Genomic DNA, 22,152 nt, shown 5'->3' with positions numbered 1-22,152 from the left:
TTTTAACGAGTTCAGATGGCAGACTTAGGCAGCCATTGCTAAATCACGATTACGCTCTTCTGTCATCGACTTCATGATCATATCGCCGCGCCAGAAATAATAAAACTCACGGGAAACACTTAAAAAGGCATGCTGAGTACCCAGCGCACTAAACAACGGTAAATTACTATCTACCATCTGGCGGTAACTATGTGACTGCTTATGTGGCACTCTGCGCAAAGAAAGCAACAAAAATTTTGCCATCCGCATACGTTCCTTGAAAATAAGCGGATCTAAACCGTGTGCCAAAGAAACACGATGAAATGCTACCAGCATCTGCTCCTCAGGTTTACTCAACACTGTCTTATCCAAATCATACCAATGCTTAAATAATTCATCCTGCGTTGCCATGACAACAGGTGTAGCACCATTAAATACTTTGGCCTGGCTCATGGCGGCAATCGCTTTGATATCTTTGACCCAAAAAGAGAAAAACTCTCGAATCACAGGTAACACGGCAGGTATTTCTGCCGGATCGATACTCGCAATAAATCGGTCTACCGCATGCCGATAATGGCTGCCCTCTCCTGGAATTTTATCCAGAAATGTCGCTAATCGAATAATGATAAATTCACGTTGAACCAGAACGCGTTGACTGACACCCTGATTGGAAAGCAACTTGACGTACGCTTTCAATGCTTCCTGCTCTCTGGTGATATTCATAGGTGACTCCCGCTTGCGATTTAGTTTTATTTTCACCACTGTCACTTGCTTGCGGACAGTTGCTACGATTTCATATTAAATCGACGAGGCAGAGATCAAATGACGAATGAGAAAAGGAAAGTTGGCATATTTAATGCAATTGGAGATCCGGAAGGTTGATTAACTGTCGGAAGCACGGCTATCCTGATGGGCACTAAACCACATCAAACAAGCGCTCAATACTGTCATCAATAGCATGGCGAGTGATAGCATCAGCATGGAGTGCCAAACCAAGGGAACAATCAAGGCAGAGCTCAAGGTAGAGCACAGCATCTGCATAAACGCCTGTGCCGAAGCTGCAGTACCTCGCACCTTCACATAACAATCTAGCGCAGCAATCGACAATACCGGCATCGCCATCGCCATGCCGATATTAAACAGGGCGATTGGCAGGATAGCCAGCCACCACACGTCACTGCCCAGATTGACATACTGGATCACAACATTACAACTAGCAATCAGTAACATCCAGATAAACGCCCAGCGTAAGATATCTTCAGCGGATAACTTGCCTGCAGTGCGTCGTGCAATCCATGACCCCAGCATCATGCCGGTGACAGTAGGAATAAACAGATAGCCGAATTGCTGGCTGTTTAAATGCAAATGCTTGACCAGAAACACAGGGCTGGCCAGTACATAGATAAAAAAGGCCGAAAAATTCAGTCCCAGACTGGCGATTAACACCAGAAAGCGACGATTAGCCAGCATGCGGCTATACGTGCTGGCAACCTGGCCCACCGAGAATTTAACTCTTTTTCCGACTGGCATGGTTTCGGGCAAATAGCGTATTGCAGCCCACAAGGTGACAGCCGCATACAGTGCCAGAAACATGAAAATGGCCTGCCAGTGTATACCTAGCAGAATACCGCCTAAAATGGGCGCCACAGCGGGCGCGATGCCAAACAGCATTTGCACCGTCGCCATCACACGTTGCGCTTGTGCGCCTTCAAACAGGTCGCGCACCATGGCGCGCGCAACTGTGTTACCGGCACCGCCACTCATGCCTTGCAAGGCGCGAAATAACCACAAGGTCTGTATATTGGGTGCCAGCACGCAGCCAATACTGGCAAGCACAAAAACACCCAGCCCCCATTTGATCGTCGTTATTCTGCCGATGGCATCTGAAATGGCACCATGACAGAGCGTCATCACTGCATAGGGCAATAAATAAAAAGTCAGGCTTTGCTGAATGGCCAGTTCGGTGGTGCCCAACTCCCCGGCAATGGCGTGGAATGCAGGTAAATAGGTATCGATTGCGAAAGGTGCCAGCGCTGCCAACGCTGCCAGCACAAATACCAGTATGGATGAGTGGGTTTTCAACACTAAGCCTCAAAAAAACACAGGTGCCCGAGAGCACCTGTGCATTATAAAGTAAAACGATCGGGCCATTATGGCAGGGAGTGAAACTGATCTACACGTTCACGGTCACCCTCGGCATATTTTTTCGAGTTTTTATCGGTACGAAAAATAATCGGTTGTTCTCGTAACAGAGGATTCTCCGAGTCTTTAATCGCCGCATCAATCAAATGGCGGTGGGGGGATTTGGTACAGACCGGATCTGCTGCCTCTGCGTCACCACTGAGCAAATAAGCCTGGCAACGGCAGCCGCCCAGATCTTTTTCCTTTTCATCACAACTGCGACATGGTTCTTTCAACCAGTCCATGCCGCGATACTTGTTAAAGGCAGGAGATTCCTTCCACGCCCATTCGAGGCCATTTTCACGCACGTTGGGAAAAGTAAGCCCTGGTAATGAACGCGCCGAGTGACATGGCAATACATCGCCATTGGCAGTCACAATCATGAACACTTCACCCCAGCCATTCATGCACTTCTTCGGACGCTCGGCAAAGTAATCTGGCACCACAAAAAATACCTTCATTTTATTGCCCACGCGCTCACGGAAAGCATTCGTCATGCGCTCGGCCTCTGCCAGTTGCTCACGGGTTGGCATCAATTGGCTACGATTCACCAGGCTCCAGCCATAGTATTGCGTATTGGCAAGTTCTACATAATCTGCACCCAGTGCTTCTGCCATTTCCAGAATTTTGTCGACATGGCCAATGTTGTAACGATGAATCACCACATTGAGCACCATCGGGTAACCGTGGCCTTTAATCATGGCCGCGACTTTCTTCTTGAGCTCGAAAGTTTTTGTATTGGTAATAAAGTTATTAATCTCTTCGGTGATGTCGTGCATGGACAACTGGATATGGTCCAAGCCGCCCTCTTTAAATGCCTGTATGCGCTTTTCAGTCAGGCCAACACCTGAGGTAATCAAGTTGCTGTAATACCCAAGCTTGTGCGCTTCGGCAACAATTTCTTCAATATCGTCACGCAACAATGGCTCACCGCCCGAGATGCCCAATTGAATCGCGCCCATTTTGCGCGCGTCGCGCAAAGCGTTGATCCACTGTTCGGTAGTGAGTTCATTTTTAGTGTGCTTATCATAGTCCGTCGGGTTGTAGCAGAAAGCACAATGCAAGGGACAGCGATAGGTGACCTCTGCCAGCAACCACAAGGGTTGTTTTTGCGTAATGTTGGCTGCGACGCCGTTATTCAGTTGTGCCATAGTTTTTCCCGATTATCAAACCCTGTATCAAACCCTAGTTAACCTTGCGCAGCCAAGCCTTACCTACGGCAAGGTCGAACATGCCCACAATATCTGCCTCAATATCCGCAACCTCCGGAAACAAGGCCTTAAGCTCTTCCACAATATCGCCAACACTGGTTTTGCCATCCACCCGTTTCAAAATTTCTCCGGCGCCACCATGCAATTTCACCATGCCTTCAGGGAATAAAATAACATGGCTTTGCTGTACCTCTTCCCATTGAAAGCGGTGATGCAAAGCAATTGCATAGATATCCGAATGTTGAATATTTTTTTCCATCTTTAGTCTTTTTCTTTCACCAGTTAAAGCAGCCTTGAGGTGAGTATGCCTCACCTCACCCAGACTTTTATCTGAATTTAATCACAGGCTGGCGTAAATAATCACGGTCTTCGACCTTGATCTGCGTACAGGCGAGCATGATGGCATCGGCCATTACCCACAACACATCCAGTTTGAATTGCAGGATATCCAGTGCGCGCAATTGCATTTCGCGACTCACGCTAAAATAATCCAGAGTGATGCCCAAGCCTTGCTCAACATCACGACGCGCTTCAGTCAGCCGTTTTTTAAAGTAAATAAAGCCTTCTTCTTTTACCCATGGATACATGGCCGGCCAGGAACTGATGCGTTGCTGGTGAATGTGCGGTGCAAATAACTCTGTCAGGCTGGAACACACGCTCTCCTGCCAGGGGCGCTGGCGAGCAAAGTTGACATAGGCATCCACAGCAAAACGTACACCAGGGGTCACCAACTCCAATGAAATCACTTGCTCGCGGGTTAAACCCACGGCCTCACCCAGATTTTCCCAGGCAATAATGCCCCCCTCAACACCGTCATATCCATCATGGTCCGTAATACGGTGTATCCACTCTTTACGCACATCTTTATCCGGACAATTAGACATGATGGCCGCATCTTTCTGAGGAATCATGATCTGGTAGTAATAGCGGTTGGCCACCCAGCATTGTAATTGCTCTTTGCTCAGTTTACCCTCATACATCAACACATGAATCGGGTGGTGAATATGGTAGCCCTGTCCCTTCTCACGCAATTTTGCTTCGAATTCTTCACGTGACCAGGGTAATTGTGCTTGCGACACTGCGTTCATACATCTCTCCTATAGAATGATATCCATGCCATCGTACGCCACCTCGATCTTGTGATCATTGAGGCATGCGCGCTCGGCGGAATCTTCCCTTAAAATCGGGTTGGTATTGTTGATATGAATCAGCACTTTACGTACAGGCTTGTCCACACCAAACTTGTCCAACTCTTCTATCATGCCAGCCGGGCCGGATTGCGGATTGTGGCCGATACTGCGCGCCGTTTTGGTCATCAATCCCATATCGAGCATCTCAGTATTGGTCCAGAACGTGCCATCCACCATGATGCAATCTGCCTGCTGCATCAAGGGTGGCAGATGCGGCTCAATTTCAGCCAGGCCCGGTGAGTACCAGCACTTTTTACCGGTGCTGATTTCTTCAATTAACACCCCTATCGTATCCCCAGGGTGCGGGTCATTGCGGTGTGGCGAATATGGAGGGGCTGCACTCTTCAATGCCACCGCAGTAAATCGCAGATCAGGCACACCCGGAATCTCAAAGGGTTCAGCCCTGCTCACATCATTGCCATCAATAGGGATTTCATGATGATTGATTCCACAGTAATGTCCAAGAATATTTAACACCTGATTGCCAGTGGTCAAATCCTCATACACCATTTGGGTACAGTAGATCTCACGCTTCACCTGCCCTTCACGCAGCATAAACAAGCCGGTGGTGTGGTCAATCTGCGCATCTATCAGCATAATCGCCTTGATGCCGGTATCACGGACTGCACGTCCCGGTTGCAAGGGTGGAAACTCCTGGATTTGCTGTAATACATCGGGAGAGGCATTAAACAGTACCCAGTCCACACCATTGCTAGACACGCAGATGGAAGATTGCGTACGACGCGTGGCTTTGATAGTACCCTTGCGCAAACCGTCACAGTTAAAACAGTTGCAATTCCACTGCGGAAAACCACCACCGGCCCCTGCACCCAATACATGTATATACATAGTCAAATTTCTTATTTTAAATGTTCGTTAAAAAACACACAGACTTTGATCAATTTTCATCATACAACAATTACCAGTTTCTATTGCCAGCGACCACTGCCACTTCAATACTGCATGGCGTTCCGGCACTGCCGAACACAAACCATGCCTGTCTATTGCTAAGCCTGCTTATTACTGAGTAAGACTCGCATCATACGCATGCGTTGCATGGAAGCCCTGCAAGTCTCAATGATTACCTGCTAGTGATTTTCATGAGCACACGCCAGACTTGCGCCAACGCAACAAAAAAGCCGCACTCAGTCATGAATGCGGCTTGGTCATTACGTTTGTAGCGTCTATTCAGCAATCGTCGGCTGAATGTTTCTCGCGTCTGGTTTTGACTGCGGCTGCCAGCGTTTCCAGCACAGTGACAGAGTCTTCCCAGCCCAGACAGGCATCGGTGATAGACTGGCCATAGTTGAGTGAACAGCCGGGGCTGTGATCCTGACGCCCCTCACTCAAATGGGATTCCAGCATCACGCCGATAATCCGGCTGTCACCGGCAGCAATCTGGTTAGAAACATCTTGTACCACCCGCATTTGGTTTTTAAATTGTTTCTGGCTGTTACCGTGACTGCAATCTACCATCAACACGGGCGCCAGGCCAGCATCGGCCAATTGATTACACACATCGGCAATACTGTGTGCGTCGTAATTGGGCGTCTTGCCACCGCGCAATATGACATGGCAGTCATCATTGCCTTTGGTCGCGATAATGGCGGACTCGCCTTCTTTGGTCACGGATAAAAAGTGATGCGGGCTGGCCGCCGTTTTAATGGCATCGATCGCCACCTTTGCGCCACCATCCGTGCCATTTTTAAAGCCCACAGGGCACGATAAACCGGAAGCCAACTCACGATGCACTTGCGACTCCGTCGTCCGCGCACCGATGGCGCCCCAGCTCACCAGATCGGCAGTGTACTGTGGCGTGATCATATCCAGAAACTCGGTACCGGCAGGCATGCCGATTTCATTCACATCCAGCAGGAAGCGACGTGCTTTTTCCAGCCCGAAATTAATGTCATAGGTGCCATCGAGATGCGGATCGTTGATCAGGCCTTTCCAACCCACCGTGGTGCGTGGCTTTTCAAAGTACACACGCATGACAATCAGCAACTCACTGGATAAACGCTGGCGTATCTCAAGCAGTTTTTTGGCATATTCCAGGCCCGCCTCGGTATCATGAATTGAGCACGGGCCGACAATGACCAGCAAGCGATCATCCCCCTGATGCAGAATCTGGTGGATGGCGTTGCGGGTGGTAACGATGTTCTGTGTACTGATCGCGCTTTCCTGCAAACGAGACAGCAGCTCCGCTGGTTTGATCAGCGGCTTGATTTCGAGCACCCGAACATCATCGGTGGCTAGTTTTTCATAAGTGGTCATGACTTCAAAATCTTTTCCAGCACTTCAATAAAACGTGCGTTCTCACTGAATAATCCAATACTGACGCGCAAATAGTCTGGCATGTCATAATTGGCTACCGGACGGACAATCACCCCGTTTTTGAGCAGTGCCTGGTTAACCGCTGCCGCATTGGGCACCTTAAAGCTGACAAAATTACCATATGACGGAATATAATCCAGGCCCAACGCTTGCAATCCCTGAGTAATTTGTGCCATGCCAGCCTGGTTAGCGGCGTAACTGCGAGCAACAAAATCCTCATCCTGCAAAGACACCGCCGCTGCGACCTGCGCAATACTGTTGACATTAAACGGTTGGCGCACACGATTCATCAAGTCAGCCAATGCAGCATGCATCAGGCCAAACCCCACACGCAGCCCTGCCAGACCATAGGCTTTGGAAAAGGTGCGTGAAATCATCAAATTTTCGAATTCAGCCAGCCAGGAAATGGCTTCAGATTTATCAACGACAGACAAATACTCATCGTAGGCTTCGTCCAGCACCACCAGGACATGCTTGGGCACCTGTGCCAGAAAAGCTTTGAGCGTATCTTTGGCAATCAGCGTTCCGGTAGGGTTATTTGGATTGGCGACAAAAATCAGTTTTGTTTTGGGCGTGATAACTGCCAGAAAACCCTGCAAATCATGGCCATAGTCGATCGCTGGCACGACGATACCTTTTGCACCCACAGCCTGTGTGACCAGTGGATACACCGCAAATGCATGCTGTGAGTAAATAGCCTCATCCCCTGTGGTCAGAAAAGCGCGTGCAGCCAGTTCAAGAATATCATTGGAACCATTGCCAAACACAATTTGCTGAGGCGCAACACCGCATTTGTGACTGACGGCATCACGCAGTGCAAAACTGTTGCCATCCGGGTAACGGGCAATGTCGTAAATCGCTTCTTCAACCGCCATTTGCGCTTTGGGGCTCATGCCCAAAGGGTTTTCATTGGAAGCGAGCTTGACGATCTCAGCTTCGTTTAACCCCATTTCACGGGCAAGTTCACTGATAGGTTTGCCACCCTGATAAGGGGCAATGGCGCGGATGTTAGCAGGTGCTAAAGTAGATAAATCAGACATAATCATTCAATTTTTAAAGAATAGCCGTCGGGTATGAACCCAGGACCTTGAGTAAAGTTGCACGCCCAGCAAGTGCTTTGAGCGCCGCCTGCACGGTTGGCTCCTGCTGATGCCCTTCAATATCAACAAAAAATACATAGTTCCAGAGGTTCTGGCGTGAGGGACGTGATTCCAGCTTGGTCATGCTGACGCCGTGCCTGGAGAATGGCTCCAGCAGTTCTAATACGGCCCCGGGTTTATTAGGCGCACTCATCACCAATGAAGTTTTATCTTTACCGGAAGGCGCCACGCCATGCGCACCTAACACCAGAAAACGGGTGGTGTTTTTCGGATCGTCTTCAATGTTTTCGGCAAGCACATGCAAATCAAACAATTCAGCCGCACGCCGACTGGCAATGGCTGCAGCAAACGTACCCTGGCTGGCGACGAGCTCATGTATCATCTGTGCCGCACGTGCGTTGCTGGTCACCGCTTCGCGCGCAGAAGCAGGCAAATGCCGGTTTAACCATTCATGGCATTGCGACAGTGACTGCGCATGTGAAAACACATGGGTGATTTGCGAAAGATCCTGTTGTGCAGACAACAAACAGTGATGCACCGGCATGGTGACTTCACCAATGACTTGCAAAGGGCTGGCCAACAGCAGATCCAGCGTGATGCCCACAGCGCCTTCAGTAGAGTTTTCAACCGGGACCACGCCATAGTCAGCCTGACCCGCCTCTACTGTTCTGAACACCTCATCAATGCTGCTACACACCACGGCCTGACGCCCTTCGCCAAATTGTTTGAGCGCGGCTTCTTCACTGTAGGTGCCCAAGGGGCCGAGAAACGCAATCGACAGCTCTTTTTCGAGTGCTCGACAATTCGACATGACAGCGCGAAAAATATTGCTGACAGCTTCAGGTGACAATGGCCCCTGATTTTCAGCTTGCAGGCGACGGATGACCTGGGCCTCACGTTCGGGACGGTAAATCACTCCGTCTTCTTTCAAATGCCCGATTTCACGTGCCAGCTTGGCGCGTGCATTGACCAAGGCCAATACCTGTGCGTCAATCGCATCGATTTCATCTCTAAATTGTTTTAATAAATCAGACATTTAAAGTATATTTTTAAAGTGTTTTAAGAGTTTTATTTTTCAAACGTCTGCATGAATGCGACCAATGCCTGTACGCCTTCAATCGGCATCGCATTGTAAATGCTGGCACGCATGCCACCGACAGTACGATGCCCTTTGAGTTGTAACAAACCGTGCAGATCAGCAGCTTTCAAAAACGCATCATTCAGCGTTTCATCGCGCAGGCGGAAGGGAATATTCATGCGTGAACGATAGGCCGGCTGGATCGGATTGTAATAAAAGTCGGTCTGATCCAGGTAATCATACAACAGGTTGGCTTTGGCAATATTGATTTGCTCCATCGCCTCTACCCCGCCCTGCGCCAGCAACCATTCAAACACCAGGCCTGCAATATAAATACTATAGGTGGGCGGCGTATTGATCATGCTCTGGTTATCCGCTTGTGTCTTCCAGTGGAAGACTGCCGGTGTCAGCGGGGAAGCCTGCGCCAGCAGATCTTCGCGCACAATGACCAGGCACAAGCCGGCCGGACCGATATTTTTTTGCGCGCCGCCATAGATCACACCGTATTTGGACACGTCTATCGGGCGTGACAGAATGTGCGAAGACATGTCTGCCACAATCGGCACACCATGGGTTTCAGGCACCTGTAAAAACTCAACACCGTTGATGGTCTCGTTGGTGCAGTAATGCACGTAAGCCGCATCAGGTGTAAGCTGCCAGCTGGCAAAATCAGGTACAGTCGTAAATCCTGTTTGTTCAGCATCGGCAGCCACATGGATATTGCCGTAGGCCCTGGCATCTTCAACGCTGCGTTTGCTCCATGCGCCCGTCACCACATAATCTGCTGTTTTTCCATTGAGCAGATTCAGCGGGATCATGGCGTTTTCTGCAATGGCACCACCTTGCAAGAACAGCACTTTGTAATTTGCCGGAATACGCAGTAGCTGGCGGAAGTCAGCTTCGGTTTTCTCCAGAATACTGGTGAATTCCTTACCGCGGTGCGACATCTCCATCACGCTCATGCCAGAACCATGCCAATCCAGCATTTCAGCTTGTGCACGTTCCAGCACTGGTTTTGGCAAGACTGCAGGGCCGGCAGAAAAGTTAAAAATCTGTTTCATGTGACTAAATATTCTTGAATAAGGTCATTCTTCAGTATCGGTGTCGGCATCGTCGTCAGTTTCGACAATTTTTTCCAGGCCAGACAGCTTTTCACCTTCACCCAAGTTAATCAGTGTCACACCTTGTGCCGCACGGCCCATATCACGGATTTCCTTGACGCGGGTACGAATCAGGACACCGCCAGTCGTAATCAGCATGATTTCATCTTCGGCAGTCACCAGTTTGGCAGCAATGGCCAGACCGTTACGCTCGCTGATGGCAATCGCTTTGACGCCTTGTGTGCCACGGCCTGAATGGCGGAATTCTGAGAGTACGGTACGTTTACCATAGCCGTTTTCAGTCGCAACCAGTACAGACTGCTGATCATTTTCGGCAATTAACAGGGAAAGCACCTGTTGTTTGGCTGCCAGCTTCATGCCGCGAACACCGCGCGTGGCACGTCCCATCGGGCGCACATCATCTTCGGTAAACCAGACCGCTTTACCGCCATTGGATACCAGCACAATGTCGTTCTGGCCATTGGTCACTTCAGCCCCAATCAGGTAATCACCGTCGTCCAGATTAATGGCAATAATGCCGGACTTGCGCGGGTTGGAGAATTCTACCAGAGCGGTTTTCTTGACGGTGCCCATGGCAGTGGCCATAAACACAAAATGATTTTCGTCAAACTCTTTCACCGGCAGAATAGCGTTGATTTTTTCACCCTCTTCGAGCGGGAACAGATTCACAATCGGTTTGCCACGGCTGACACGGCTGCCTTGCGGCACTTCGTAGACCTTCAACCAGTACACACGGCCACGGCTGCTGAAGCACAAGATGTAATCGTGGGTATTGGCGACAAACATTTTGTCGATAAAGTCATCTTCTTTGGTGGCGGCCGCCTGCTTGCCACGACCGCCGCGTTTTTGGGCACGGTATTCATCGAGCGGCTGCGATTTGACATAGCCAGTATGTGATAAGGTCACCACGACATCCTGTGGTGTAATCAGATCTTCCAGTGACAAATCCTGCGTATTCTGCTCGATCTCTGAGCGGCGCTTGTCACCAAACTGCCGTTGAATTTCGTTGAGTTCGTCCACAATAATGGCAGTCACACGCTCAGGCTTGGCCAGGATATCCAGCAAGTCAGCAATGATATCCATCACTTCTTTGTATTCGCTGACAATCTTGTCCTGTTCCAGGCCAGTCAGGCGTTGCAAACGCATTTGCAGGATTTCTTGTGCCTGCACATCAGACAGGCGATAGCCATTTGGCGTCATGCCAAAGTCCACCGACAAACCTTCAGGACGGGAAGCTTCCATCGCTGCACGCTTGAGCATTTCCTCCACCACAGGGGAATTCCAGCTGCGGGCCATCAATTCTTTTTTAGCCTCTGGCGGCGTTGGCGCTGCTTTGATGATAGCGATCATCTCATCCACGTTCGCCAGTGCCACAGCAAGGCCTTCCAGTACATGGCCACGATCACGCGCCTTGCGCAATTCAAACACGGTACGACGTGTCACCACTTCTCGACGGTGGCGCAGGAAAGCCTCTAGCATTTGTTTCAGGTTGAGCAAACGTGGCTGACCATCCATCAGGGCCACCATGTTCATACCAAAGGTATCTTGCAACTGGGTTTGCTTGTAGAGGTTATTTAAAATCACCTCTGGCACTTCACCGCGTTTTAGTTCGATGACGACACGCATGCCTGACTTGTCAGACTCATCGCGCAAATCAGAAATACCTTCGATTTTCTTTTCGTTGACCAGCTCGGCAATTTTCTCAATCAGCGTCTTTTTATTGACCTGATATGGCAACTCATCAATGATGATCGACTGACGCCCGCCTCTTTCCAGGTCTTCAAAATGGGTGCGACCACGCATGACGACACGGCCACGGCCGGTGCGATAGCCTTCCTTCACGCCCACAGTACCGTAAATAATGCCAGCTGTTGGAAAGTCTGGCGCTGGAATCAGATCAATCAGCTCATCGATGGTGATTTCAGGATTTTTGAGCAGCGCAAAACAGGCATTTAGCACTTCATTGAGGTTGTGTGGCGGAATATTGGTCGCCATCCCCACGGCAATCCCCGAACTGCCGTTAATCAGCAGATTGGGAATACGGGTTGGCATGATCAATGGCTCTTGCTCGCTGCCATCATAGTTGGGGCCAAAGTCTACCGTGTCTTTATCAATATCCGCCAGCAACTCATGCGCAATCTTGGACATACGGATTTCCGTATACCGCATGGCCGCCGCGTTGTCGCCATCGACAGAGCCGAAGTTACCCTGGCCATCGACCAGCATGTAGCGCAAGGAGAAATCCTGCGCCATACGAACAATCGTGTCATACACCGCGGTATCACCGTGCGGGTGATACTTACCGATCACATCCCCGACAATACGTGCAGACTTTTTATAAGGCTTGTTGTAATCGTTTGACAACTCGTGCATGGCAAACAATACACGTCTGTGTACCGGCTTTAAACCATCCCGTACATCCGGCAAGGCGCGACCGACAATCACGCTCATCGCGTAGTCGAGATAACTGCGGCGCATCTCGTCTTCGAGGCTTATCGGCAAGGTTTCTTTGGCAAACTGATCTGGAGACTGACTCATTCTTAACCCACATTTATAGTTAAAAGTTATCTCGCGATTTTAACATGTTTGACGCTAACTCGCTTGCCAAATCACCAGCAAAATGGCTTGTGTGCGGGCAAAAGGAATGAAGAATGACTGAAGTCGGACATGACCTAAGTATTCCAAGCGGGAATACAAGGCAAGAAGTGCCATCCAAAAGACTACAACTGAGTGCATATCTGCACTCAGCTGCTTTAACCATGTCTATGCACGTGACAACAAGGCCAAATCGGCCTGCAAATCCTCCACATGCTCCAGACCAACCGCAATGCGTACCAGATTATCTTTAATCCCCGCCTCAGCCCGCGCTTCAGGCGTGACGCGACTATGTGTCGTAGTCGCCGGATGGGTGATGGTGGACTTGGCATCCCCCAGATTGGCCGTAATCGAAATCAAACGGGTCGCATCAATCAGCTCCCAGGCAGCCTCCTGCCCGGTTTGCCCCTCATGCGGCCTGACTTCAAAGGTGACAATGCCGCCGCCCAGGCGTTGCTGCTGTTGCGCCAGGGCATATTGCGGATGAGACACCAGCCCCGGGTAATACACCCGCGCAACACGTGGCTGCTGCTCCAGCCACTGCGCAAGTGCCAGGGCGCGCGCCGCATGCGCTTCCATGCGCACCTGCAGGGTTTCTAACCCTTTCACGAACACCCAGGCGTTAAATGCACTCATGGTAACGCCCGCTGTCCGCAAAAAGCCATACACAGGCTCCATCAGTGTTTTGCTGCCTAACACTGCGCCGCCAAGCACCCTGCCTTGGCCATCAATATATTTGGTGGCCGAATGAATGATAATATCTGCGCCCAGCTTTAAGGGCTGTTGCAGCGCCGGGGTGCAAAAACAGTTATCAATGGCCAGATGTGCGCCGTTGGCATGCGCAATCTCTGCCAGCTTGGCAATATCGCCAACTTCGGTCAGTGGATTAGAAGGGGTTTCAGCAAAAAACAGCTTGGTATTGGCTTTGACCGCCGCCCGCCAGGCGTTGACATCGGTAAGCGAGACAAACGTCACTTCGAGCCCCCAGCGCTTGAGAATATTACTGAACAGCTGCACACTGGTACCAAATATACTGCGCGAAGCCAGCACATGATCACCAGCACTGCACAATCCCATCACACAAGCCAGAATAGCTGCCATACCACTGGCCGTCGCCACGCATTGCTCGGCCCCTTCCAGCGCCGCCAGTTTGGCCTGAAACATGGTGACCGTTGGATTGGTAAAGCGTGAATAAATATTGCCTGGCTCTGACCCGCCAAAACGGGCGGCTGCCTGCGCTGCATTTTTAAAGCGAAAACTGGAGTTGAGAAACAGCGCCTCAGAGTTTTCGCCAAATTCAGTGGTGAGCGTACCCGCCCGCACTGCCAATGTTTCCAGATGGTATTGCTTGTCCATAAATCTTCAATGTCCCGTATATCGTTGTGGTGCCCATAATGAAAAACCCGTTTAAGCGCGAAGCTAAAACGGGTTTTTGGGCTCTCGCTTTAGCAGAATTTATTATGCGCCCGCAAGCTGAGTTTGGCTTTGTTTAAATTTGGCCACTCAAATCAGCGCAATTTGATTTAACGCCTTTTACTGAGCGCTGTCAAGCCTTACTCTATACCCACCAAATCCGTCGACAGCAAATTCAAATCCAGCTGTGTGGTGGAGTTAGGCGGCACCTCTTTTTTATTGGCATCGCTGCGCGCCGTTTCAATGCGATTCAGATAAGCCGCGTCGATATCCCCGGTGACATATTTACCATCAAAACAACTGCAATCAAACTCGGTGAGGTGCGGGTTGGATTTGGCAATACTTTCGCGCAATGCGTCCAGATCCTGATAGATCAGCGCATCCGCACCAATTTCAGCACAGATTTCTTCATCCGTGCGGTTGGTTGCCAGCAACTCATCACGACTAGGCATATCAATGCCATACACATTTGGATAGCGCACGGGTGGTGCCGCGGAGGCAAAATAGACTTTATTGGCACCTGCATCCCTGGCCATTTGGACGATTTGTTGTGAAGTCGTTCCGCGCACAATGGAATCATCGACCAGCAAAACATTTTTGCCTTTGAACTCAATCCCAATCGGGTTCAGCTTCTGACGGACAGATTTTTTACGCAAAGCCTGGCCCGGCATGATAAACGTGCGGCCAATATAACGGTTTTTAATAAAGCCTTCTCGGTAATCCAGTCCCAGTGCGATACCCAACTGCAAAGCACTCGGTCGACTGGTGTCGGGAATCGGGATCACCACGTCAATGTGCTTGTCTGCCCATTCGCGCTTGATTTTTTCTGCCAGCAAGCTGCCCATATCCAGGCGCGTCTGGTAAACAGACACCCCATCAATCACCGAGTCAGGGCGCGCCAGGTAGACATATTCAAAAATACAGGAAGTGAGCTTGGATTTATCGGAACACTGGCGGCTGAACAAATTACCATCCATATCGATAAAGACAGCTTCACCAGGCTCTACATCACGCAACAGGGTAAACCCCAACACATCCAGCGCCACACTCTCAGAGGCCACAATGTATTCAGTGCCTTTATTCGTTTCCTGCTTGCCAATCACCAATGGACGAATGCCGTGCGGGTCACGGAATGCCAGCATACCAAAGTTGGCAATCATCGCCACCACGGCATAAGCACCTTTACAGCGCTTGTGCACCGCGGCAACGGCATCAAACACCACATCGCTATTGAGCAATGCATTTTTGGAAGTATGCTCAATTTCATGTGCCAGCACATTGAGCAGCACTTCTGAGTCAGAACTGGTATTGATGTGACGTAGATCCTGCCGGAACATTTCGGACTTCAACTGCTCAGAGTTGGTGAGATTGCCATTGTGGCCCAGCACGATGCCAAACGGCGAGTTTACATAAAACGGCTGCGCTTCAGCTGCACTGGAAGAACCGGCAGTCGGGTAACGCACATGTGCAATACCGACATTGCCAACCAGATTACGCATATGGCGGGTATGGAAAACATCTTTCACCAGTCCATTATTTTTATGCATGTGGAAAGTATTACCATCGCAAGTCACGATGCCAGCGGCATCTTGCCCGCGATGTTGTAACACCAGCAAGCCGTCATACAACAACTGGTTAACCGGATTCTTACCTACAATACCGATAATTCCACACATAGTGTTATTCCTATCAATTGCATTACAAAATTAACTCAGACTCAACTGGCTGGTGCTCCAAATGCACATGCGCAGCGATATTTGAAGGCAGTAACGGCAACAACCGTATCACCAATGCCTCGAGTGGTGCACTCAACATTGCATTGGTCCAGCGAGCATCTCTTGGAATGTCAGTCATTCCTGTCAGCATAACCAACACACATACAAATAACAGTCCTCGCAAAGCACCCGTAAAAGCGCCTAACAAACGATTCAACCCACCCAGACCAACCGCTTTAAGCAAGCCAGTGAGCAGTAGCGCGAGCAAACTGCTCAAAAGTAGCACTGCTAAAAAAATCAATACAAAAGCGGCCATCACTTTAATTGACTCAGTAGGTACTTCATCAGGCAAGTACCGAATGACATCCGCATTAAATTTGTTAGCAAGATAGAAAGCCAACATCCAGCCTAACATTGAGAGTATCTCGCGTACGGCACCACGCATCAGACCTAGCAGAATAGTGAAACCAATAATACCAAGCACTATGTAGTCAAAAATGGTCATCAATCACTTCAGGATTTGGCTGCAACAATGCCACTAAATCCAGCTGCCTGGATTTTTTTCAAAGCATTTGCAGCATCTGCACGCGTTGCATAAGTTTTTGAGCGCAAGCGTAATTTCAATCCAGCACCATCCACATGTTCGGTATTCGCATCAAATCCAGCCTGTTTTAGCTTGGTCCGGAGGCTTTCAAGATTTTTAGGGTCAGAAAATACGCCATACTGCACATAAAACTTGCCTGACTGTTTATCGGAGACAGGTTTATCTTCTTTAATACCAAGCTTTTCAGCCTTGGGTTCAGCCTTGGGTTCAGCCTTGGGTTCAGCCTTGGGTTCAGCCTTGGGTTCAGCCTTGGGTTCAGCCTTGGGTTCAGCCTTGGGTTCAGCCTTGGGTTCAGCCTTGGGTTCAGCCTTGGGTTCAGCCTTGGGTTCAGCCTTGGGTTCAGCCTTAGCCACAAGCGGCTCGATTAAGGGTTCTTTTGTAGCAGAAGCTGATTCTGCGTCAGACACAGCGACAGCGCTGGAGGGTTGTGATAAATCGGGGGCATCAGCCTCAAGCGAGACTTCATCTTCAGGCAACTCTAAAATGGGCTCATGATTAGTCTCGCGGTTGACAACAGTTATTTTTACCGTATCAGCTGATGAATTTACCGCTCGGTCTTTAAGCACAAAGGGCAGGATGATCAACATCAGAATTACAAGGGTAATCGCCCCCACCAACCTTCTGCGGGCGGTTTTCTTGAGTAATAGTTCCTTGTCGGTCAAAGCATCTCTCGCCATAATCGTGTGTCGTTTTATTCGTTTCTACCGAGTCTCAGGCAGGTTACCCCTGCGTCAAATCCTGATGACTCATGTCCAGAATGGTTGCCACGGTAAAGAAAGAACCAAACACGATAATTTTATCATTCTTTGCCGCTTTTTTATAAGCAGACTGTAATGCTGATTTCAAATCAGGATGTGTCTGTATCCGCTCTAAGGGAACCGCGCGTCGAATGGATTCACAAAGGAAATCTGCGCTTGCCGCCCGCGGGTGCTTAATTGCTGCCACATCCCAACTATCGATTACCTCAGCCAGCACCTTCACAACACTAGTGATATCTTTGTCAGAAAGCATAGAGAACACTGCACGAATAAAAACACCATGCGCGCGCAACTGCTTTAAATTCGAAAGTAATGCGCGTGCTGCATGTGGATTGTGTGCAACATCCAGAATAATATCCGGTTGATGATTCCAATATTGAAAACGGCCAGTCACTTCAGTTTGACTAATTGCAGTCAGTACGGATTCAGTGCTGACAGGCAAACGGTCAGATAATGCCCGCACTGAATAAATCACGTTTGCAACATTTTGCCACTGATATTCACCCACCAACTTAAGTGCACCTACCGTTAATTGTCCTGAAGAATCCTCATAGAGTGCATGATCATCAAACAGTTCAACCCGGTAATCCACCATAAATCTGGCCAAAGAAGTTCCTAACTGCTTAGCATATTCCAGCAGCGTTGCAGGCGGATTCTGATCACCGCAAATACTTACCTGCTGCTGGCGGTAAATACCGGCCTTTTCGCGACCAATCGCTTCCCGGGTATCGCCCAGAAACTCCATATGGTCAAGGTCAACATTGGTCACGATCGCGCAGTCAGCGTCAACAATGTTGACCGCGTCCAGCCGACCACCCAATCCTACTTCAAGAACAACAACATCCAGTGGCGACTGCTCAAAGGCCCACAAGGCCGCCAAGGTGCCCATTTCAAAATAGGTAAGCGCAACATCGCCCCGCGCATGCTCAACAGCACTGAAGGCCTCGCACAACAAGGCATCAGAAATTTCAACGCCATTAAACCGCACTCGCTCCTGATAGTGCATTAAATGCGGTGAAGTATAACAACCTACACGGTAGCCGGCGGCCATATAAATGCGCTCAAGCATGGCACATGTAGAGCCTTTACCGTTTGTACCGCCGACGGTGACCACCATAAACGGGTAGCGCAAGTACAGGCGCTGCGCCACTTCACATACGCGGGACAAGCCCATTTCAATGGCTTTTGGGTGCAGTGACTCAATATAGCTTAGCCAAGCCTCAACAGTTGCAGGAAGCACGGGCATTAACGACTGCATTAAGCCGCTTTGCTAATATTCATCAAACTGGATAGTAACTGACTTAATCTGGTACGCATTTCGCGCCGATCGACAATCATGTCAATGGCACCATGCGTTAACAAAAACTCTGCGCGCTGAAAACCCTCTGGCAATGTTTCGCGCACAGTCTGCTCAATCACGCGCGGACCTGCAAACCCGATCAAGGCATTCGGTTCGGCCACAATCACATCCCCCAGCATGGCAAAACTGGCGGAAACGCCCCCCATGGTTGGATCAGTCAATACTGAAATGTAAGGCAACCCAGCCTCAGAAAGCTTAGTCAGTGCCGCACTGGTTTTCGCCATTTGCATCAACGAAAGCAAGCCTTCCTGCATCCGAGCACCACCACTGGCAGAAATACAGATAAATGCAGATTTATTATTAATGGCATCTTGCACGCCACGGACAAAACGTTCACCAACCACCGAGCCCATTGAACCGCCCATAAATTTAAATTCGAATACTGCGGCAACCACTGGGACGGCTTCTACAGTACCGCGCATGACAATCAGCGCATCTTTTTCTTTTACGTCGCGCTGTGCAGCTTTCATGCGCTCTGCATAAGTTTTGCTGTCCTTGAACTTCAGGGCATCCACTGGCGTTACATCTGAACCAATTTCAACGCGACCTGCTTCGTCAAGCAACACATTCAGGCGATCACGAGCCCCCAAGCGATGATGATGTCCACAGCGTGGACATACTTCCAGATTTTCATCGAGATCCGTTCTATAGAGTACGGTCTGGCAAGCATCACACTTATGCCACAAGCCTTCAGGCATGTTCCGTCGTTGAGCAGAATCCACTGCTCGCTTGATTTTTTGGGGGATTTTATCTAACCAACTCATTTCTACTCCTGCGGATTATGCGGTTCTGGTTGATCGTTAATGCTGATCAATCGCAGTACGCAACTCTGTCATTAATGACTGTACATTGGCAATCAGGCTATGCGCGTCTGATTGCTCGATTGCCAACACCATGCGACTTCCCACAACGACTGCGTCGGCAATAGCAGCCACCTCACGTGCGGTTGCTGCGTCTTTCACGCCAAATCCAACACCGATTGGCAAGTCTGTATCTTTACGGATTTCGGTAACACGCCTTTTCACCTCTACGATGTCAAGGTTACCAGCACCGGTCACGCCTTTGAGCGAGACATAATACAAAAAGCCAGTTGCCTGCTTCACAATCAGACTGGTACGTTCAGGTTCGGTCGTGGGCGAAAGTAAAAAGATACTGTCCATTCCGGCTTCTGCCAAGCGCGTATTAAATGCTGAGCACTCCTCTGGTGGATAATCCACGGTCAATACACCATCCACGCCAGATTCCTTGGCCAAGGCCACAAACTGGTCACTGCCCATCGCTTCAATCGGATTGGCATATCCCATCAAGATGACCGGCGTCTGCTGGTTGGTCTCTCTAAACAATTTCACCATCGCCAGCACTTTACGCAACCCCATCTTGTGCACCAGGGCACGTTCACTGGCACGCTGAATAACGGGGCCATCTGCCATCGGGTCAGAAAATGGTACGCCCAGTTCAATCATATCGGCGCCAGAGGCCACCAGTGCATGCAACAATGGCACGGTCTGGTCTGGATGCGGGTCGCCTGCTGTAATATAGGGAATCAGCGCTTTTTTGCCTTGCGCTTTCAATTGCGTAAAAACGGTTTTTATACGAGACATAAACAACAATTCTTTTTCTGGTTTTGCGGATTACAGGGTAATGTTAGCCAACTTGGCCACTGTGTTAATGTCTTTGTCGCCTCGACCGGACAAATTGACCAGAATCACCTGATCAGGCGGCATGGTTTTAGCCATTTTTTCAGCGTGTGCCAGCGCGTGGCTAGATTCCAGCGCAGGAATAATGCCTTCAGTACGACACAGATTATGGAAAGCTGCCATCGCTTCGTCATCGGTAATGGCCACGTATTCAGCGCGGTGGATATCTTTTAACCATGCATGCTCGGGGCCAACGCCAGGATAGTCCAACCCTGCTGACACCGAATGGGTTTCAACGATATTGCCGTCTTCATCCTGCATCAGGTAGGTTCGGTTGCCATGCAACACACCGATGGGGCTATTGGCCGTTAATGGTGCTGCATGCTGACCTGTTTCAAGGCCATGTCCAGCAGCTTCGACCCCAATAAGGCGCACCCCTTCTACGTCAATGTAAGGGTAGAAAATCCCCATAGCATTGGAACCGCCACCCACACAGGCCACGACTGCATCCGGCTGGCGCCCGATCATTTCCTGCATTTGCAGCTTGGCTTCCACACCGATCACTGCCTGAAAATCACGGACCATCATCGGATAGGGATGCGGACCGGCGACGGTGCCGATAATGTAAAAAGTATTGGAAATATTGGTGACCCAGTCACGCATGGCTTCATTCAATGCGTCTTTCAGGGTTTTGGAGCCACTCTCAACCGGCACCACGGTGGCACCAAGCAACTTCATACGGAACACATTTGGTGCTTGGCGTTTAACATCTTCCGCCCCCATGTAAACCACACACTCCAAACCCAGGCGGGCAGCAATCGTTGCAGTGGCCACACCATGTTGCCCGGCACCGGTCTCGGCAATCACACGAGGCTTACCCATACGCTTGGCCAGTAGCGCCTGACCAATCGTATTATTGACTTTGTGTGCGCCAGTATGATTGAGATCTTCACGCTTGAGATAAATTTGCGCCCCTCCAATTTTGTCAGACAAGCGCTTCGCATGATAAATCGGGCTGGGGCGGCCAACAAAGTGCTTGAGATCATAAGCAAACTCGGCAAGAAACTCGGGGTCGTGACGGTATTTTTCATACATCACACGCAGTTCTTCCAGTGCTTCTACCAAAGTCTCTGCTACAAAAATTCCGCCAAAGGGGCCAAAGTGGCCACGCTCATCTGGCATGTCATAAACTTGCATGCTTTACTCCGTTATCTCTCTATCACTCAAACCACGACGCTACGCGCAGCATCACACTGCATCACCTGCTGCATAAATGCAGCTATTTTTTGTTGAGACTTGATGCCTTTTTGCACCTCGACACCACCACTGACATCAACAGCATAGGGACGCACCCTTTTAATTGCTTGCAGCACATTGCCAGGCTCCAGCCCACCTGCCAATATCACGGGTTTTTGCAAACCTGCGGGGATCAGGGACCAGTCAAAGGTTTGGCCAGTACCACCCACTGCCGTGTCTGACCACGTATCCAGCAGCAATGCAGCTGCAGAGGCAAATTCAGACTCGCATTGTATCAAATTTGCCCCGGGTTTGACGCGGATCGCTTTGTAATAAGGCAGATTAAATTGCGCACAATAGTCTGCTGACTCTTCACCATGAAACTGCAAGCAATCCAGACCAGCGGTAATAATCGCCTCTTTAACGGTATCGGCTTCGGCATCGACAAATAAGCCCACCTTACCAACAAATGGCGGAAGTTGTTGCACGATACCCTGAACCTGTTGTGGCTGCACTGCCCGCGGACTGGCCGAATAAAAAACGAAGCCAAGTGCGTCTGCACCAGCAGTCACAGCGGCCCATGCATCCTCCTTGCGGGTAATGCCACAAATTTTGACGCGGGTTCTCTGCATAATCCTCT

Annotated in this window: 20 protein-coding genes; all 20 read right to left on the bottom strand. The window is 49.9% G+C overall.

Annotated features, from left to right (window positions below):
- Positions 1–24 precede the first annotated feature (24 nt).
- Positions 25–741, bottom strand: coding sequence for a hypothetical protein (locus Q9291_RS12370; protein WP_306390387.1), 717 nt, complete (start codon positions 739–741; stop codon positions 25–27).
- 120 nt (positions 742–861) lie between these two features.
- On the bottom strand, positions 862–2,064 hold the full coding sequence (locus tag Q9291_RS12365) for a multidrug effflux MFS transporter (RefSeq protein WP_306390386.1): 1,203 nt from the start codon (positions 2,062–2,064) through the stop codon (positions 862–864).
- A gap of 65 nt (positions 2,065–2,129) precedes the next feature.
- Positions 2,130–3,311: a pyrroloquinoline quinone biosynthesis protein PqqE gene (gene pqqE, locus Q9291_RS12360; protein WP_306390385.1), complete on the bottom strand. Its 1,182-nt coding sequence runs from the start codon at positions 3,309–3,311 to the stop codon at positions 2,130–2,132.
- 34 nt (positions 3,312–3,345) lie between these two features.
- Entirely contained in the window at positions 3,346–3,630 is a 285-nt protein-coding gene (gene pqqD / locus Q9291_RS12355) for a pyrroloquinoline quinone biosynthesis peptide chaperone PqqD (RefSeq protein WP_306390383.1), read from the bottom strand.
- Between the two features lie 67 nt (positions 3,631–3,697).
- Positions 3,698–4,459, bottom strand: coding sequence for a pyrroloquinoline-quinone synthase PqqC (gene pqqC, locus Q9291_RS12350; protein ID WP_306390381.1), 762 nt, complete (start codon positions 4,457–4,459; stop codon positions 3,698–3,700).
- 9 nt (positions 4,460–4,468) lie between these two features.
- Positions 4,469–5,410 carry a pyrroloquinoline quinone biosynthesis protein PqqB gene (gene pqqB, locus Q9291_RS12345; protein ID WP_306390380.1) on the bottom strand — a complete coding sequence of 314 codons (942 nt, stop codon included), beginning with the start codon at positions 5,408–5,410 and terminating at the stop codon, positions 4,469–4,471.
- Positions 5,411–5,749: 339 nt separating this feature from the next.
- Complete coding sequence (aroG, locus tag Q9291_RS12340) at positions 5,750–6,835, bottom strand: 3-deoxy-7-phosphoheptulonate synthase AroG (RefSeq protein ID WP_306390379.1); 1,086 nt, start codon at positions 6,833–6,835, stop codon at positions 5,750–5,752.
- Positions 6,832–7,935 (bottom strand): histidinol-phosphate transaminase, encoded by a 1,104-nt coding sequence (gene hisC / locus Q9291_RS12335; RefSeq protein WP_370530759.1) that lies wholly within the window; start codon positions 7,933–7,935, stop codon positions 6,832–6,834. The genes aroG and hisC overlap by 4 nt, the downstream gene beginning before the upstream one ends.
- Positions 7,936–7,948: 13 nt before the next feature.
- Positions 7,949–9,031 carry a prephenate dehydratase gene (gene pheA, locus Q9291_RS12330; RefSeq protein ID WP_306390375.1) on the bottom strand — a complete coding sequence of 361 codons (1,083 nt, stop codon included), beginning with the start codon at positions 9,029–9,031 and terminating at the stop codon, positions 7,949–7,951.
- Between the two features lie 32 nt (positions 9,032–9,063).
- Entirely contained in the window at positions 9,064–10,134 is a 1,071-nt protein-coding gene (gene serC, locus Q9291_RS12325) for a 3-phosphoserine/phosphohydroxythreonine transaminase (RefSeq protein ID WP_306390374.1), read from the bottom strand.
- Positions 10,135–10,158: 24 nt separating this feature from the next.
- Positions 10,159–12,732: a DNA gyrase subunit A gene (gene gyrA, locus Q9291_RS12320; protein ID WP_306390373.1), complete on the bottom strand. Its 2,574-nt coding sequence runs from the start codon at positions 12,730–12,732 to the stop codon at positions 10,159–10,161.
- A 225-nt stretch (positions 12,733–12,957) separates the two neighbouring features.
- Positions 12,958–14,145, bottom strand: coding sequence for an O-succinylhomoserine sulfhydrylase (locus Q9291_RS12315; protein WP_306390372.1), 1,188 nt, complete (start codon positions 14,143–14,145; stop codon positions 12,958–12,960).
- Between the two features lie 197 nt (positions 14,146–14,342).
- Positions 14,343–15,878 (bottom strand): amidophosphoribosyltransferase, encoded by a 1,536-nt coding sequence (gene purF, locus Q9291_RS12310; protein WP_306390371.1) that lies wholly within the window; start codon positions 15,876–15,878, stop codon positions 14,343–14,345.
- A gap of 22 nt (positions 15,879–15,900) precedes the next feature.
- Positions 15,901–16,422, bottom strand: coding sequence for a CvpA family protein (locus tag Q9291_RS12305; protein WP_306390370.1), 522 nt, complete (start codon positions 16,420–16,422; stop codon positions 15,901–15,903).
- 8 nt (positions 16,423–16,430) lie between these two features.
- Positions 16,431–17,198 carry an SPOR domain-containing protein gene (locus tag Q9291_RS12300; RefSeq protein ID WP_306390369.1) on the bottom strand — a complete coding sequence of 256 codons (768 nt, stop codon included), beginning with the start codon at positions 17,196–17,198 and terminating at the stop codon, positions 16,431–16,433.
- Between the two features lie 43 nt (positions 17,199–17,241).
- A complete protein-coding gene (gene folC, locus Q9291_RS12295; protein WP_306390368.1) occupies positions 17,242–18,525 on the bottom strand; it encodes a bifunctional tetrahydrofolate synthase/dihydrofolate synthase in 1,284 nt (427 codons plus the stop codon).
- Between the two features lie 11 nt (positions 18,526–18,536).
- The gene (gene accD / locus Q9291_RS12290) at positions 18,537–19,403 is read right to left on the bottom strand and encodes an acetyl-CoA carboxylase, carboxyltransferase subunit beta (protein WP_306390367.1); all 867 of its coding nucleotides are present in this window, start codon (positions 19,401–19,403) and stop codon (positions 18,537–18,539) included.
- A gap of 36 nt (positions 19,404–19,439) precedes the next feature.
- On the bottom strand, positions 19,440–20,240 hold the full coding sequence (trpA, locus tag Q9291_RS12285) for a tryptophan synthase subunit alpha (protein WP_306390366.1): 801 nt from the start codon (positions 20,238–20,240) through the stop codon (positions 19,440–19,442).
- Positions 20,241–20,270: 30 nt separating this feature from the next.
- Entirely contained in the window at positions 20,271–21,473 is a 1,203-nt protein-coding gene (gene trpB, locus Q9291_RS12280; protein ID WP_306390365.1) for a tryptophan synthase subunit beta, read from the bottom strand.
- 26 nt (positions 21,474–21,499) lie between these two features.
- Positions 21,500–22,144: a phosphoribosylanthranilate isomerase gene (locus Q9291_RS12275; RefSeq protein ID WP_306390364.1), complete on the bottom strand. Its 645-nt coding sequence runs from the start codon at positions 22,142–22,144 to the stop codon at positions 21,500–21,502.
- Between the last annotated feature and the right edge of the window lie 8 nt (positions 22,145–22,152).

This window comes from Methylophilus aquaticus, from assembly GCF_030769565.1.
GTDB classification, from domain to species: domain Bacteria; phylum Pseudomonadota; class Gammaproteobacteria; order Burkholderiales; family Methylophilaceae; genus Methylophilus; species Methylophilus aquaticus.
The sequence above is the reverse complement of the archived record's forward strand: the minus strand, read 5'-3'. Positions and strand labels throughout refer to the sequence as shown.